Raw genomic sequence first — 15,965 nt, forward strand, 5'->3', positions numbered from 1 at the left:
GACTGCTTCTGCGCGTGTCACGGATGTCCCTCTATGGCCCAGTGCGTGCGGCTTTTCTGGACCATATGCGGCATCACCCGAAGTGACCATACCGCCACGTAGAGCGATTGGCGAGCCCTTCTTTGACCCAACTGCCCGCCCCTGTGGGGATGTCACGCTCGGTGATTCTAGCGACACGTTTCGTGGTATCGCAGTGAAAACGGCAAACTACTCAGTTCGCAGAAGCCAGCAGCCGCGACACGTGACCTACTCATGCAGGTCAGACCGTTGTTTTGGGGTTCAGTTGGCAGATTCCAGAAGTTGCATTTGCTTCCACCGCAAGATCACGCGTTGATACATGGCAAAGGCAAGTTCTTCTTGACCCGTGTCCAGACCCGTGAGCGCCGCCGACAGCTCGGCCACCGACTGGTCGGCCTGCAACGCATCGTCGTCCATGAGGTGGACCAGGCCGCCGTAGTCGAGCTCGACCAGCGAGTGGGGATGGAACTCCTCCAGCCACCTGGCGATCTCCTCGACCTCGATGCCGGTGGCCACCTCGCCCACGTGCCTGCGGATGACCTGCAGCGCGCGGGCCGAGCGCCGCCTGGCCTGCGCCATGGAGGTGACGTAGATGAGGTTACGCCCCGTGGTCGTGGTCGTGTCCTGGCCGTTGGCCGGCTTGCCCAGCACCAGCCACCGCTCGTTGCCGTCGAACGGCACGAACCAGGCGGGCGGCACGTTCCACTTCGTCGTCCTGATGTGGGTGCGCAGCGCGGCCGAGCCGCCCTGACGCTTGTACCTGTCGAAGTCGTCGGCCGTCTGCTCGGCGATCGTCTGCGGCACGAAGTTGTCGAGCAGTTTCACCGGAGCGCTCCCGCGAAACTCTGAGAACGCCAGCCACGAGCGCAACCGGCTCTGCCATGGGCAGACATAGAGACGGTCCTCGACACGCCGGAGATAGGCGTTGGGGCTCTCCTGGGCCGGAGCGGGATGGGGAGGCTTGGCGAGCAGCCGTCGGATGGACTCGCCGTGCTCGGCCTCGAGCGCGGTGGCCCTGCGCGGACGGACGCGTGAGTCCGCGTACTCGGCCCAGGCGGCGCGGTCCGGCTCCGGAAACGCGGTCAGCGGCTCGTAGACACGAAGGTAAGCGGCATAGGGCAGCACGGTGGCATCGTGTCACGAAGACAACCCGCTTGCACCGTTGTGGTCGCACCGACCTTCGCGACCTGCCCACTTGCCTCACTCCTGAGGCGACGACATACCTCCACGACCTCTACCCTGAGAGGATCTCCGCCGCGAAGGGGCGGCGGACCGGACAGGGAGTCACTACCGTGACCGACGTCTTCGGGGTGTCCCACAAGGACACGCATGAGCAGGTCGTCTTCTGCGCCGACGAGCAGAGCGGGCTGCGTGCCATCATCGCCATCTACAACACCGCGCTCGGCCCCGCACTCGGGGGCACCAGGTTCTACCCGTACGAGAGCGAGCAGGCCGCGCTGGCCGACGTGCTCAACCTCTCCAAGGGCATGGCCTACAAGAACGCGCTGGCCGGGCTCGACCTCGGCGGCGGCAAGGCCGTCATCATCGGCGACCCCGCCACGATGAAGAGCGAGGCGCTGCTGCGCGCCTACGGCCGTTTCGTCCAGTCGCTGAACGGCCGCTACTACACCGCCTGCGACGTGGGCACTTTCAGCGAGGACATGGACCTCGTGGCCCGCGAGAGCCGCTTCGTCACCGGTCGCACGGTCGCCAACGGCGGCGCGGGCGATTCCTCCATCCTCACCGCGTTCGGTGTCTTCCAGGGCATGCGCGCCTCCGCCTCCTTCCTCTGGGGTACGGCGTCGCTGCGCGGCAAGCGGGTCGGCGTCGAGGGCGTCGGCAAGGTGGGCCACCGCCTCGTCGAGCACCTCGTCGAGGACGGCGCCGAGGTCGTCGTCTGCGACGTCAACGCCGCCGCCGTCGAGCGCGTACGGCAGCGCCACCCCTCGGTCGAGGCCGTCGCCTCAGCCGCCGAGCTGACCGCCGCCGACATCGACGTCTACGCCCCCTGCGCGCTCGGCGGGGCCCTCGACGACCCCACGGTCGCCGGCCTCCGGGCGAAGATCGTGTGCGGTGGCGCGAACAACCAGCTCGCCCACGCGGGAGTGGAGAAGCAGCTCGCCGACCGCGGGATCCTCTACGCCCCCGACTACGTGGTCAACTCCGGTGGCGTCATCCAGGTCGCCGACGAGATCCAGGGCTTCGACATGGAGCGGGCACGGGCCAAGGCGAGCCAGATCTTCGACACCACGCTCAAGATTTTCGGGATCGCCGCTGAGGAAGGCGTGCCACCGGCTGTGGCAGCGGATAGGCTGGCTGAGCGCAGAATGTCGGAAGTCGGGCGAATTCGAGCCATCTGGTTGGGCGGCTGACGTCCCGCGACCATACGACGTACCGAGCTGAGCGCAAAACAGGTACGGTAATAGGCGAACGAGAGACTGGCGCCCGAGTCACGGCGTCAGTATGTGGTGCGTTAGCGACGAGGGGTCGGGGACGACCCCACACGAGGGGGTCGAGCCAATGGGGCGCGGCCGAGCAAAGGCCAAGCAGGTCAAGGTTGCTCGCCAGCTGAAGTACAACAGCGGTGGCACGGATCTTGAGCGTCTTCGCAACGAGCTCGGAGTCTCTGACTCCAACCACAATGACGCCGACGACCTCAACGATGAGCTGGCGGATCGCTATGCCGATTACGCCGACGACTACGGCGACGAAGACGACGACCGGCCGTCCGGGCGTCGATAGCTGACCTGTTGTCAGGATGGGCCCCACGGGCGAACCGCCCGTGGGGCACTTCCGCGTTTCCGCTAGTACCCGGGACCCCTTGAGCGCTGGACGCCGTAGCGCCAGCCCGCCGACCGCGCTCCTCCCGGCTTGCCGCCCCGCCTGGCTTGCCGCCCCGCCTGGGGGCTCGGCTTGTCGTCCCGTGTGCCCGGTCGGCGTGGTCAGGGCCGCTTTTCTCGGGTGACCGGCTTCGCTCCTTCCGGCCAGGTGGCCCCCAGGACCCGCCGGGAGACCGCAGCGGCCCCACCTCCGACCAGGGCGACGCCGGCCGGTGGGCCTCGACGTGCCGCGGCCGGGCTCCTTCGGTCAGGAGCCCGGCCGGGGTGATCGACGTCGCCCGCCGCCCGAGGTGCCGGGCGTCGCGGACCGGCGTGGGTCAGCGGTAGCGCGCCTGGCCGGTGCCGTCCGCCACGACCTCGCCGAGCACCCACGCGTCAAGCCCGCGCGCCGCCAGCAGCTTGATCGCCGGGTCGGCCGCCTCGGCCGGGACGATCGCCGCCATGCCGACGCCCAGGTTGAACGTGCGGTCCATCGCCTGCTGCCCGATGCCGCCGTGTCGCGCCAGCACCTCGAACACCGCCGGCACCGTCCACGACGAGCGGTCGAGCAGCGCGTCGAGGTGCCCGGGCAACGACCTCGACAGGTTGCCCTCGACGCCGCCGCCGGTGATGTGCGCGTAGGCGTGCACCTCGACCGTGCGGGCGAGCTCCAGGCAGTCGAGCGCGTAGATCCGCGTGGGCTCCAGCAGTTCCTCGCCGAGCGGGCGGCCGAACTCCGGCACCTCGGTGTCGAGGGACAGTCCCGCCTGCTTGATGACGTGCCGTACCAGCGAATAGCCGTTGGAGTGGACGCCGGACGAGGCCAGGCCCAGCACCACGTCGCCCGCGCGGACGCGGTCGGCGCCGAGCATCGCGTCGGCCTCGACGACGCCGGTGCCGGCGCCCGCCAGGTCGTACTCGCCGGCGCCCATCGCACCGGGGTGCTCGGCCGTCTCGCCGCCGACCAGGGCCGCCCCCGCCAGGCGGCAGCCCTCGGCGACGCCGCCGACGATCTCGGCGATGCGCTCAGGCACCACCTTGCCGCAGGCGATGTAGTCGGTCATGAACAGCGGCTCGGCGCCGCACACCACCAGGTCGTCGAGGACCATGCCGACCAGGTCGATGCCGATCGTGTCGTGCTTGCCGTACTGCTGGGCCAGCATGACCTTGGTGCCGACGCCGTCGGTGGAGGTCGCCAGCAGCGGCCGCCGGTAGCGCAGCAGCGCGGAGGCGTCGAACAGCCCCGCGAACCCGCTGGCGTCGTCCACCACCTCCGGCCGCCGCGAGCGCGCGACCTTGTCCTTCATCAGCTCGACGGCGCGCTCGCCCGCCTCGATGTCGACGCCTGCGGCCTCGTAGGTGCTCACTTGGGCGAACTCTCCAGTACGTACTTGCCGACGTTGTCCTGGTCGATCGGGATCGGGTACGAGCCGTCGAAGCAGGCCCTGCACAGGCGCTCGGCGGGAATCGTGGTCGCCTTGGTGAGGCCCTCGAGCGAGATGTAGCCGAGGGAGTCGGCGCCGAGCGACTGGCGGATCTCCTCGACGCTGAGCGAGCCCGCGATGAGCTCGGCGCGCGTGGCGAAGTCGATGCCGTAGAAGCAGGGCCAGGCGACGGGCGGCGACGAGATGCGCACGTGCACCTCACGCGCGCCCGCCTCGCGCAGCATGCGGACGATCTGCCGCTGCGTGTTGCCGCGCACGATCGAGTCGTCCACGACGACCAGGCGCTTGCCCGCCACGACTTCCCTGAGCGGGTTGAGCTTCAGGCGGATGCCGAGCTGGCGGATGGTCTGCGACGGCTGGATGAAGGTCCGGCCGACGTAGGAGTTCTTCACCAGGCCCTGGCCGTACGGGATGCCGCTCTCCTCGGCGTAGCCGACGGCGGCGGGCGTGCCGGACTCGGGGGTCGGGATGACCAGGTCGGCCTCGACGGGGTGCTCGCGGGCCAGGATGCGGCCCACCTCGACCCTGGTCGTCTGTACGCCACGGCCCGCGATCGTGGTGTCGGGGCGGGCGAGGTAGACGTACTCGAACAGGCAGCCCTTCGGCTCGGCGAGGGCGAACCTGCGCGAACGCACACCGCCCTCGTCGATCGTCAGCAGCTCGCCCGGCTCGACCTCGCGCACGAACGTGGCACCCACGATGTCGAGGGCGGCGGTCTCGGAGGCCACCACCCAGCCGCGCTCCAGGCGGCCGAGCACCAGCGGGCGGATGCCCTGCGGGTCTCGGGCGGCGTAGAGGGTCTTCTCGTCCATGAAGACCAGCGAGTAGGCGCCCTTGACCTGCGGAAGCAGCTCGGCGGCGGCGTCCTCGATGGACCGGGTGCGGTCCTGGGCGAGCAGGTTGGTCAGGACCTCGGTGTCGGTGGTCGCCCTGGTCACCCCCGGGGCGAGGCGCTCGGCCAGCTCAGGGGTGTTGATCAGGTTGCCGTTGTGGGCGAGCGCCAGGCCACCCACGTCGGTCGAGCTCAGCGTGGGCTGCGCGTTCTCCCACACGCTCGAACCGGTCGTGGAGTAGCGGCAGTGGCCGACCGCGATATGCCCGCGGAGCGTGCCGAGCACCGACTCGTCGAAGACCTGGGCGACCAGGCCCATGTCCTTGTAGACGAGGATGCGGCTGCCTTCGCTGACCGCGATGCCCGCGGACTCCTGTCCGCGGTGCTGCAACGCGTACAGCCCGTAGTAGGTGAGTTTGGAGACTTCTTCGCCTGGCGCCCAGACGCCGAAGACGCCGCAGGCGTCCTTCGGTGCGCGGTCATCGGGGTCCAGGTCGTGGCCCAGTCGGCCGTCGCCCTTCAGCACGTGGTTCAGTTTAGGTCGGCGACAACTCTGCTCGCACACCCGGGGCCCTGATCACATCAGATGGCCGGTTCGTCCCGTGCTGGATCCTTCTCGGATGATCTCGCCGGTGAGGTTGCGATGGGCCGTCTGGCCGAGGAAAGCGGCATGCACTCGTCTTGCCCTGGGCGCTTGGCGCACTGTGACCCAAGGATCGCCACTCTTTTGCCGTGTCGCACCGTTTCGTGAGGGTAATCCGGGGGAGTGTGGGGAGGTTCCGGCATGCCGACACGTCGGGGGAGACGTAGACCGTGACCACACCTCGAGACCCCAATCACCCTCGGCCGGGGCAGGACCCGCAGGGCGAGCCCACGGGTGATCCGACCGAGCCGAGCTCCGAGCCGAGCGCCTCCGAGCCAACCTCAGCGCCAGAGGCGGCGCCCTGGCCTGACGAGGCGTCCACGACGCCGCACGGAGAGCCGATCGCGCCCGAGCCGCCGGCCTCCCCGGGGGCGGAAGCCGGGTGGGGCGCCTCCCACGAGCGCGATCCCGACGTGCCCGTCTGGCCCGCGCCCGACCAGCCGGCGCGGCAGGGGGAGCCGAGCGAGGGGTACTCCCCGTGGACCTCGGCGGAGACGGCCTCGCGGTGGTCGTCCGACGAGGCCGACTGGTCGACCGGGGCCTCGTCCGCGGAGTCGGCGTGGGGTGGTCACGCTACGCGCGAGCCCTTCGGCACGCCCACGCCGTCCGAGCAGTCGGCGTGGTCGGGGGGCCGCTACACCGACGATTCCGGATGGCCCGACCTGTCCGAGCCCGAACAGGGACGCCAGGAGTGGTCGGGGCGCTACGAGCCCGAGCGACCCGCTTCCGAGCCGCCCGCCACGCCGGAGCAGCCGTTCGCATCGGAGCAGCCGTTCGCATCGGGGCGGTCGTTCGCGGCGGAGGAGCCCGGCACGCCGCGACAGCCGGACGAGCCGGGAGAGCCCGTCAGCCCCGAGCAGCCCACCGAGCCGGGAGAGCCGGTCACTCCGGAGCCGCCCATCGAGCCCGGCGAGCCGGTCACTCCCGAGCCGCCGTTCACGCCCGTGCCGCCGGTCGAGCCGGGACGGCCGGTCTCCCCCGAGCCGCCGATCGCGCCCGAACCGCCCGTGGTGCCGGGGCCGCCCTCGTTCCCGTCGCAACCGGACGCTCCCGAGCCGCCGCCGGCTCCCGGGCCCGGCCACCCCGACCTGCCGGAGGCACCCGAGGTTCCCTCGCCGAGCCAGGGCGAGCCCCCCGGCACCCGGTGGTCGTCCGACTGGGGCAGCGAGGACGCCGACCGCACGCAGACGTTCACCGATTGGGGCCGGCCTGAGCCCAGCCCGCAGCAGCCCTACCAGGTGCCGGGTGCGACGCCCTCCTACCCGGGATGGTCGGCCGAGGAGCAGACGCGTGAGGTGCCGCTGCCGTCCAGCCCGTCCCGCTACGACCCGCCCACCCCGTCCACGCCGTACGGCCAGCCCACGCATCCGGTCTCGGACGACGACACCACCCCGACCGCCTTCCCGAGCGCTTCGCCGTACGCGGGGGGGCCGAAGGAGTACCCGTCGGGCACTCCCGGTGGCACGGGCGCCACGCCGTACCGCGAATCCCGCGATTCCCTCGAAGCCCGTGAATCCCGCGAGGAAGGCGCGCCGTACGGTGCGGGTCCGGCGGGCGGCGGGCACTATGGCGGCCCCCAGCAGGGGACGGCCCCCTACGGCGGTTCCCGGCCCTTCGGTTCGGGAGGCAGCGGGCCGCAGTCCGCCGGTCCGGCCGGTGGGGGAACCCGGCCTTTCGGTTCCGGGAGCGGACCGCAGTCTCCGGCCGGTGGTGGACCGCGTCCTTTCGGTTCGGGGGGCAGCGGGCCGCAGTCCGCCGGTGGTGGACCTCGTCCCTTCGGTTCGGGAGGTAGTGGACCGCAGTCCGCCGGTCCGGCCGGTGGTGGACCTCGTCCCTTCGGCTCCGGTGGCAGCGGGCCGCAGTCCGCCGGTCCGGCCGGTGGTGGATCCCGGCCCTTCGGTTCGGGGAGCGGACCGCAGAGCGCCGGCCCGGCCGGCGGGTTCGGGCGCGACTTCCCGTGGGGCCCGTCGGTCGCCGGAAAGGCGGGCGCCGGCGGCTACGTCGCCGGCGCGTTCTCCAGCGAGGCTCCCGGCGGGGGCGCCTCGGGCACGCCGGGAGGCTCCGGCACGCCAGGCGGTCCCGGGACTCCGGGCACCCCTGGGACCCCGGGCGGCCCTGGCGCTCCGGGCGGTCCCGGGACTCCGGGCGGCCCCGGGACTCCAGGCGCGGCGGGTGCCTCCTCGGGAAGCGGCGAGCACGAGAGCGGCGGCCCCGGCGGCGGCACTCCGGGTGGCGGCACCCCCGGCGGCACTCCCGGTGGTGGACCCTACGGCGGTGCGCCCGGTGGCGGCGGACCCTACGGACCGGGAACCCCTCCCGGCGGCCCCTATGGCGGCGCGCCGGGCGGCCCCTACGGGCCGGGCGCCCGCCCAGAGGGACCGAGAGGCGCCGAGCCGACCTCGCCCTACGCCGCCCCAGCAGGGGGAGTCGTCTACCCGCCGCCTCCCGGCGGCCCCGTGCCGTACCAGGGTGGCGACTGGCGTCCCGCCAGGCCGGGCAGCGGTCTGGCCACCGCCTCGCTGGTGCTCGGGATCGCGAGCCTGTTCCTGCTGTTCGTCTGCTTCACCGGCGTGCTGACCGCCCTGGTCGGCATCGTCCTCGGCGTGATCGCCCTCGCCAAGGGCGGCGGCAAGGGCAAGGCGTGGACCGGCATCGGCCTCAGCGTGCTCACGCTGGTGCTGGCCGTGGGCGCGGCCGTGTGGGTGTCCAACTACTTCGCCGAGTGCGCGAACCTGCCGCAGCGGCTGGCCGAGCAGTGCGTGGAGAACAAGATCCCGTGGATCCGCTAGACCGGTAGGTGGTCGGACAGGTCGGCGCGGGCGCCGCTCGCCAGGACGGCGCCCCTCGCCATGGCCTCCGACCAGGTGACGCGGCCGATCGCCAGTTCGAGCCAGGTGCGCGGGTCGGTCTCGACCACGTTCGGCGGGGTGCCCCTGGTGTGCCGGGGGCCCTCCACGCACTGCACGGCCGCGTACGGCGGCACCCGCACCTCGACGGTCCGGCCGGGCGCCTTCTCGACCAGCCGGTCGAGCAGGTGCCGTACGGCGAAGCGCCCCGCCTCCCGCTCCGGCTTGCGCCCCTTGTCGTAGGCGGTCATGACGGCCGCGACACACGCGTCGGCGAGAGCGGAGGCGGGCCCGTCGAACGGCGGCTCGTCGAGCGCGACCAGTTGGGCGTCGAGGGCCGATCTGAGCTTGTCCTGATCCATCTTGCGGGGCGGCATTCCCTTATTGTCTCGCGGGAAGGGTTCATCGGAGAGGCGGTCGTCGTTCACCTCAGGTTTCAGCGCTCGCCGTAGCGTCCCGGCGGAACGACCGCATGAATCTGGAGGACCCGTGCCTAACCCGGGCAGGCTGCTGCCGTTGCTCTCGACCCCGCACAAGAGCGGTCGAAGTGCCTTGACGTGCCAATTCCGTTGCGGCAACGCGTGCGCACACGAAGTCGCCAACATCAGTGACAACACCTATTTCGGTGACATTGCCGCGCAGGCTCTGTCGCGTCGTGGCGTTCTGCGCGCGGGTGGCGTGGGCGCTCTCGGCGCGCTGGTCGTGGGCGCGGGAGCCGTACCGGCCTTCGCCGACCCCGAGATCGCCGGACAGCATGGTGACCCCGAGTTCGGGCGTGGTCGGCTGACCTTCACCCCGGTGGCGCCCAACACCGAGGACGCGTTGACCGTCCCCGACGGCTACTCCTCGTCGGTCGTGGTGCGCTGGGGCGACCCTGTGCTGCCGGACGCCCCGGCGTTCGACTTCGACAACCAGACGGCTGAGGCGCAGAGCAAGCAGTTCGGCTACAACTGCGACTTCGTGACCATGTTCCCGATGGGCCGCCACCGCGCGCTGCTGTGGGTCAACCACGAGTACTCCGACGAGAACCTCATGTTCCGCGGCTACACCGGCGGCGCCGCCGCCACCGAGGAGCAGATCAAGATCGGGCTGGCCGCGCACGGCGGCTCCGTCGTGGAGATCGAGCGGGTGGGCAACACCGGCCAGTGGAAGCTGGTCACCAACGGTCGCCGCCGCTACAACCGGCGCGTCACCGCTCAGACGCCCATGCGTTTCAGCGGCCCGGCCGCCGGTCACGAGCTGCTGAAGACGGCCGCCGACAAGGACGGCACCACGCCGGTCGGCATGCTCAACAACTGCGCCGGCGGCACCACCCCGTGGGGGACCGTGCTGACCGCCGAGGAGAACTTCGACCAGTACTTCGTCAACGGCGACAAGAACGACCCGAAGGTGACCCGGTACACGCTGCCGACCAGCGCGTCGGGCGGTCGCCGGTGGGACCGGGTCGAGGAGCGCTTCGACCTGGCCAAGCACCCGCACGAGGCCAACCGCTTCGGATGGATCGTCGAGATCGACCCGTTCGACCCCGACTCCACCCCGATCAAGCGGACCGCGCTCGGCCGTTTCAAGCACGAGGCCGCCAACACCACCCTGACCAAGGACGGCCGCCTGGCGGTCTACATGGGTGACGACTCGCGCTTCGAGTACATCTACAAGTTCGTGTCCAAGGAGCGCTACATCCCCGGTTTCGACCGGCACAACCGCAGGCTCCTCGACGAGGGCACCCTCTACGTCGCCAAGTTCACCGGCGACAGCCCCGCCGCGGAGATCGACGGCTCGGGCAAGCTGCCCTCCGACGGCGTCTTCGACGGCTCGGGCCAGTGGATCCCGCTGGTCAGCGGCGACAAGAGCTTCGTGGACGGCATGAGCGCGGCCGAGGTGCTGATCTTCACCCGCGTCGCGGCCGACAAGGTCGGCGCCACCAAGATGGACCGGCCCGAGGACATCGAGCGCAACCCGGTCAACAAGGCCGTCTACGTGGCGCTCACCAACAACTCCAACCGGACCGCCGCGCAGGTGGACGAGGCCAACCCGCGTCCCTCCAACAAGCACGGGCACGTGCTGGAGATCGTGGAGCGCCGCGACGACGCCGCGTCGACGACCTTCGCCTGGTCGCTCCCGCTGGTCTGCGGTGACCCGAACGACCCGGCGACCTACTTCGCCGGGTTCGACAAGACCAAGGTCTCGCCGATCTCCTGCCCCGACAACCTGGCGTTCGACAGGGACGGCAACCTGTGGATCTCCACCGACGGTAACGCGCTGAAGAAGAACGACGGGCTGTTCGTGATGCCGGTGCAGGGCAAGGAGCGCGGTTACGTCCGCCAGTTCCTGACCGTGCCGGTCGGCGCGGAGACGTGCGGGCCGATGGTCACCCAGGACCAGCGCAGCGTGTTCGTCGCGGTGCAGCACCCGGGCGAGGTGGACGGGGCCTCGCCCGAGGCCCCGGCCAGCCACTGGCCCGACGGCGGCGCGGCCCAGCCGCGGCCGGCGGTGGCGGTGACGTGGCACGTGGACGGCAAGAAGATCGGCTCCTAGCCGGTCGGCATCTGCCAGCCCGTGACCTTCCGGGGTCACGGGCTGGTTGGCGTCTTCCCCGGACCTTCCTGGAAAGGCGTCCTCCGGCGGCTCTTCCAGGTGTGGCGGACTTGACCTCAAGTGAACTTGAGCTTTTACCGTCGTCCCCATGGACATGGAAGTCACCGCCTGGAACCAGCTCTACGGCGCCATGAACGCCCGGCATGAACGCCGCCCCTTCTCGCTGGCCACCCTCCGCAGGATCGGTGGTTTCGCCCGGCCGCACCGGGCCCGACTTGCCCAGTTCCTCCTCCTCAGCATCGTCATGGCCGCGCTGGCCGTCGCGGCCCCCGTCCTGGCCGGCCGGGTCGTCGACGCCATCGTCAAGGCCGAACCCTTCGACGTGGTCCTGGAACTGGCCGCGCTCATCGCCGTGCTGGCGCTGGCCGAGGCGGGCCTCGGACTGCTCACCCGCTACCTGTCCGCCGGCATCGGCGAAGGCCTCATCCTCGACCTGCGCACCGCCGTGTTCGACCACGTCCAGCGCATGCCGATCGCCTTCTTCACCCGCACCCGCACCGGCGCGCTGGTCTCCCGCCTCAACAACGACGTGATCGGCGCCCAGCGCGCCTTCACCGACATCGTCTCCAGCGTCGCGGGCAACGTCGTCACCCTGGTACTGACCCTGATCGTCATGATCGGCATCTCCTGGCAGATCACCCTGCTCGCGCTGCTCCTGCTGCCCGTCTTCGTGCTGCCGGCCCGGCGCATGGGCGGACGCATCGCCCGGCTGCGCCGCGAGGCCGCCGACCACAACGCCGCCATGGGCACCCAGATGACCGAGCGGTTCTCCGCTCCGGGCGCGACGCTGGTCAAGCTGTTCGGCCGCCCGGCCAAGGAGTCGGCGGACTTCGCCGCCCGGGCCGGCAGGGTGCGCGACATCGGCGTTCGCACCGCCATGACCCAGTCGCTGTTCGTCACGGCGCTGACCCTGGTCTCGGCGCTGGCCCTGGCCCTGGTGTACGGCCTCGGCGGCTTCTACGCCCTCGCCGGCCAGCTCGACCCCGGCTCGGTGGTCGCCCTGGCCCTGCTGCTGACCAGGCTCTACTCCCCGCTGACCGCGCTGGCCAGCGCCAGGGTCGACGTCATGAGCGCGCTGGTCAGCTTCGAGCGCGTCTTCGAGGTGCTCGACCTGGAACCGCTCATCAAGGAGAAGCCCGGCGCCCGCGCGGTGCCCGACGGCCCGGTGTCGGTGGAGTTCGACGGCGTGCGCTTCGCCTACCCCTCGGCCGACAAGGTGTCGCTGGCCTCCCTCGAGGAGGTCGCCACCCTCGACTCGCGCGGCGGCGTCGAGGTGCTGCACGACGTCTCCTTCCGCGCCGAGCCCGGCCAGATGGTCGCCCTCGTCGGCTCGTCGGGGGCGGGCAAGTCCACGATCGCCCAGCTGCTGCCGCGGCTCTACGACGTGGACGAGGGGGCGGTGAAGCTGGGCGGGGTGGACGTGCGCGACCTGACGGCCGACTCCATCAGGGACACCCTCGGCATGGTCACCCAGGACGGCCATCTCTTCCACGACACGATCAGGGCGAACCTGCTGCTGGCCCGCCCCGAGGCCGCCGAGGACGAGATCTGGGACGCGCTGCGCAGGGCGCGGCTCGCCGGCCTCATCGAGTCGCTGCCCGACGGGCTGGACACGGTGGTGGGCGAGCGCGGCTACCGGCTGTCGGGCGGTGAACGGCAGCGCCTCACGATCGCCCGCCTGCTGCTGGCCCGCCCCAGGGTGGTCATCCTCGACGAGGCGACCGCGCACCTGGACTCGACGTCCGAGGCGGCGGTGCAGGAAGCCCTCGGCGAGGCGCTGGACGGCAGGACCGCGATCGTCATCGCGCACCGGCTGTCCACGGTCCGCGCGGCCGACCTCATCCTGGTCGTCGAGGAGGGCCGCGTGGTGGAGCGCGGGACGCACGCCACCCTGCTGGCCGCCGGAGGCAGGTACGCCGAGCTCCACAGGACTCAGTTCGAGGCGCCCGCCATCGCCGCCTGAGCCGTACGGCGCAGCGAGTAGAGGCTGACGGGGATGCCCACGGCCACGATGACCGCGGCGATCACGAGGGTGGACTGGTAGGCGGGGAGGAAGCCGGTGGCGACCTGCCTGGCGTTGAGGATGGCGCCCAGGACGGTGATGCCCAGCAGGCCGAACACCTCGCGGGAGACGTTCAGGACGCCGGCGGCCACGCCCGCTCTGTCCTGGGGGAGGGCGCCGAGGATCATCGTGGTCAGCGGGACCAGCATGCCGCCGCCCAGGCCGTACAGGAGGAACCAGGGCAGGACGTCGAGGTAGCCGCCGCCCGCGCCGACGAACGAGATGCCGAGCACGGCCGTCGCCATGAGCGCCAGGCCGAGGGCGACCGTGCGGCCGTTGCCGAGGAGGCGGGCCAGCCGCTGCGCCTGGATCGCGACGGCCGCCATGAGCAGGGCCATCGGGACGAACGCGGCGCCGGCCTCGACGGGGGAGAAGCCCAGAGAGTTCTGCAGCCACAGGGCGCTGAAGAAGTAGATGCCGAACACCCCGAACGACCACAGGCCCATCGCGAGCGTCCCGCCGGTGAAGACCCGGTTCCTGAAGAGGCTCAGGTCGATCATCGGCTCGGCCGACCTGCTCTCGACGACCACGAACGCGACGGCGGAGAGCACCGTGACGGCGGCGAGCGGAAGCGTCCATCCCTCGATGAGCGCGTATGTCAGGGCGAAGAGCGTGACCGCGGAGGTGGCCAGGCCGGGCAGGTCGAGCGCGCGGCGCACGCGCTCGGCGTCGGGCCTGATGGCCCACACGGCCAGCGCTAGCGTGCCCACGCCGACCGGCACGTTGATCAGGTAGATCCAGCCCCAGTGCAGGTGCTCGCTGATGAAGCCGCCCGTCGCGGGTCCGAGCGCCATCGACAGCGCGCCTGACGCGGTCCAGATGCCGACCGCGGTCCCGCGCTCGCGTGGGTCGCGGAAGGTGGCGGAGATGAGCGCTAGCGCGGTCGGGGTGAGCAGGGCCGCGCCGACGCCCTGGACGGCCCGCGCGGCGATCAGCGTGCTGCCGTCGGCGGCCAGTCCCGCGCCCAGCGACGCGAGCGTGAAGACGGCGAGCCCGCTCAGGAACGTCGTCCGCCTGCCGAGCACGTCGGCCAGCCGTCCGCCGACCAGCATGAGCCCGGCGAACACCAGCATGTACCCGGTCGCCACCCACTCCAGGCCGGACAGCGTCAACCCCAGTTCCCGCTGGATCGTCGGGAGGGCCACGTTGACGATGTTGTTGTCCAGATACGTCATGAACGTGCCGAGGGTCACCGCGGCCAGCGCCCACCATCTCATCGCATTGCCTCCTATACGCCGTACTTGTACGCCGTACAGTTGAACTTGTACGGCGTATAGTTGTCAACCGTGATGGGAAAACTGACCGCTGAGGCGATCGTCGAGAAGGCGTTGGAGATCGGCGACGCCGAGGGGCTCGACGCGGTGACCATCCGGCGGCTCGCCACCGACCTCGGGGTCACGCCGATGGCGCTGTACTGGCACTTCAAGAACAAGGAGCAGCTGTTGATCGGCATGGCCGATCACCTGATCGCCGGGTTCACCCCCAAGGACGCCGGCGACCGCCCGTGGCACCAGGAGCTACGCGACCTCGTCCTCGGACTGATCAGGACGCTGCGCCGCTATCCCTGCGCCAAGAACGTGCTCGAGCAGATCGACCAGACCACCGTGCCCAGCTTCCTCACCGTCTGGGACCGGGCGCTCGGCCTGGCCTGCTCGGCCGGGTTCAGCCAGGAAGAGAGCTGCCTGATCACCAAGTACCTGCTGCAGAGCGCCATCTCCATCGCCGACGCGCCCGTCCACTTCCGGCCCGGCCGTACGCCGGAGGAGGTCACCGAGCTGCTCAGGGTCAAGCGGCTGGGCCTGCAGTCGCTGCCCGCCGACACCTACCCGAACCTGGTGGCGATGGCGCGGCCCATGGTCGAGGGCGTCAGCGAGGAGTTCTACGACAGCTTCGGCGTCGATCTCGTGCTCGGCGGCGTCGTCGCGCTGGCCGCCCGCCGATAGGCTGCCGGGCATGACTTTCCAGCTGGTCTGCGAGATCGAACCGCCTACCAAGCCCGACCTCACGCATGTCCGGCACCAGATCGGCACCCTGGGCAAGCTCGCCCATTCCTTCCTCATCCCCGACAACCACATCGGCAGGGCGACGGTCTCCAGCGTCGCCGTCGCGCACGAGGTCCAGGCCATGGGCGGGCGCAGCATCGCCTGCCTCAACTCGCGCGACCGCAACCTGCTCGGCCTGCGCCGCGACCTGCTGACCGCGGCCGCCTACGGGGTCGATCACTTCCTGTTCGTCTTCGGCGACAAGCCCACGAGCGGCAACAGGACCAGCGACCTGACGGTCCGCTCGATGATCGAGGAGGCCAGGGAGTTCTCGCCGGCGTTCCGCGTCGGCGCGGCGGCGGGGCTGCGGCCGCTGCCCGCGTGGAAGCGCGCGGCCGACTTCCTCTTCGTCCAGGTCAGCTTCTCGCTCGACGCGCTGCTCAGGTGGCGCGAGGCCAACCCCGTCGACGTGCCCGTCTACGCCGGGGTGATGGTGCTGGCCAGCCAGTCCCACGCCCAGCGGCTCGCCGCGGCCATTCCCGACATCGACATCCCCGAGGAGCTGGTGGAGCGCCTGGGCGACGACCGGATGGCGGGCGTGGAGGCGGCCTGCGAGCACGTCCTCAGGATCCGTGACTCCGGCGCCTTCGACGGCGTGCACCTCATCCCGGTCACCCGCTACCGCGACGTCGAGTCCCGCCTCCACGACGCCCTCTGAGCGGC

The 15,965-nt window shown here is 71.0% G+C and carries 12 protein-coding genes; 7 read left to right on the top strand and 5 right to left on the bottom strand.

The window, feature by feature from the left end:
- Window positions 1–279: 279 nt before the first annotated feature.
- On the bottom strand, window positions 280–1,143 hold the full coding sequence (locus ABZX22_RS38740; RefSeq protein ID WP_354919947.1) for a hypothetical protein: 864 nt from the start codon (window positions 1,141–1,143) through the stop codon (window positions 280–282).
- Between the two features lie 167 nt (window positions 1,144–1,310).
- Between ABZX22_RS38740 and ABZX22_RS38745 the strand changes: the two genes are divergently transcribed.
- Entirely contained in the window at window positions 1,311–2,390 is a 1,080-nt protein-coding gene (locus ABZX22_RS38745) for a Glu/Leu/Phe/Val dehydrogenase dimerization domain-containing protein (RefSeq protein WP_354919950.1), read from the top strand.
- A gap of 148 nt (window positions 2,391–2,538) precedes the next feature.
- Window positions 2,539–2,760 (top strand): DUF3073 domain-containing protein, encoded by a 222-nt coding sequence (locus ABZX22_RS38750; RefSeq protein ID WP_354919953.1) that lies wholly within the window; start codon window positions 2,539–2,541, stop codon window positions 2,758–2,760.
- 415 nt (window positions 2,761–3,175) lie between these two features.
- Here the strand turns inward: ABZX22_RS38750 and purM are convergent, their stop codons facing one another.
- Together purM and purF are read right to left on the bottom strand one after the other, a co-directional pair.
- Entirely contained in the window at window positions 3,176–4,204 is a 1,029-nt protein-coding gene (gene purM, locus ABZX22_RS38755) for a phosphoribosylformylglycinamidine cyclo-ligase (protein WP_354919956.1), read from the bottom strand.
- Window positions 4,201–5,640 (bottom strand): amidophosphoribosyltransferase, encoded by a 1,440-nt coding sequence (purF, locus tag ABZX22_RS38760; RefSeq protein WP_354919959.1) that lies wholly within the window; start codon window positions 5,638–5,640, stop codon window positions 4,201–4,203. The genes purM and purF overlap by 4 nt, the downstream gene beginning before the upstream one ends.
- Before the next feature lie 530 nt (window positions 5,641–6,170).
- On the opposite strand from purF, the gene ABZX22_RS38765 reads away from it, so the two are divergent.
- A complete protein-coding gene (locus ABZX22_RS38765; RefSeq protein ID WP_354919962.1) occupies window positions 6,171–8,546 on the top strand; it encodes a hypothetical protein in 2,376 nt (791 codons plus the stop codon).
- Here ABZX22_RS38765 and ABZX22_RS38770 read toward each other — a convergent pair.
- The gene (locus tag ABZX22_RS38770) at window positions 8,543–8,980 is read right to left on the bottom strand and encodes a sterol carrier family protein (RefSeq protein ID WP_354919965.1); all 438 of its coding nucleotides are present in this window, start codon (window positions 8,978–8,980) and stop codon (window positions 8,543–8,545) included. The genes ABZX22_RS38765 and ABZX22_RS38770 overlap by 4 nt on opposite strands.
- A gap of 112 nt (window positions 8,981–9,092) precedes the next feature.
- On the opposite strand from ABZX22_RS38770, the gene ABZX22_RS38775 reads away from it, so the two are divergent.
- Together ABZX22_RS38775 and ABZX22_RS38780 are read left to right on the top strand one after the other, a co-directional pair.
- The gene (locus tag ABZX22_RS38775) at window positions 9,093–11,138 is read left to right on the top strand and encodes a PhoX family phosphatase (protein ID WP_354919968.1); all 2,046 of its coding nucleotides are present in this window, start codon (window positions 9,093–9,095) and stop codon (window positions 11,136–11,138) included.
- 148 nt (window positions 11,139–11,286) lie between these two features.
- Window positions 11,287–13,161, top strand: a complete 1,875-nt coding sequence (locus tag ABZX22_RS38780) for an ABC transporter ATP-binding protein (RefSeq protein WP_354919971.1) — start codon at window positions 11,287–11,289, stop codon at window positions 13,159–13,161.
- On the opposite strand, the gene ABZX22_RS38785 is transcribed toward ABZX22_RS38780, so the two are convergent.
- Window positions 13,131–14,477, bottom strand: a complete 1,347-nt coding sequence (locus ABZX22_RS38785) for an MFS transporter (RefSeq protein ID WP_354919973.1) — start codon at window positions 14,475–14,477, stop codon at window positions 13,131–13,133. The genes ABZX22_RS38780 and ABZX22_RS38785 overlap by 31 nt on opposite strands.
- 72 nt (window positions 14,478–14,549) lie before the next feature.
- Between ABZX22_RS38785 and ABZX22_RS38790 the strand changes: the two genes are divergently transcribed.
- Together ABZX22_RS38790 and ABZX22_RS38795 are read left to right on the top strand one after the other, a co-directional pair.
- Window positions 14,550–15,203: a TetR family transcriptional regulator gene (locus tag ABZX22_RS38790; RefSeq protein WP_354920065.1), complete on the top strand. Its 654-nt coding sequence runs from the start codon at window positions 14,550–14,552 to the stop codon at window positions 15,201–15,203.
- Between the two features lie 10 nt (window positions 15,204–15,213).
- The gene (locus tag ABZX22_RS38795; protein WP_354919976.1) at window positions 15,214–15,960 is read left to right on the top strand and encodes a methylenetetrahydrofolate reductase; all 747 of its coding nucleotides are present in this window, start codon (window positions 15,214–15,216) and stop codon (window positions 15,958–15,960) included.
- Window positions 15,961–15,965 lie beyond the last annotated feature (5 nt).

Source organism: Nonomuraea sp. NPDC003804, from assembly GCF_040610675.1.
GTDB lineage: Bacteria > Actinomycetota > Actinomycetes > Streptosporangiales > Streptosporangiaceae > Nonomuraea.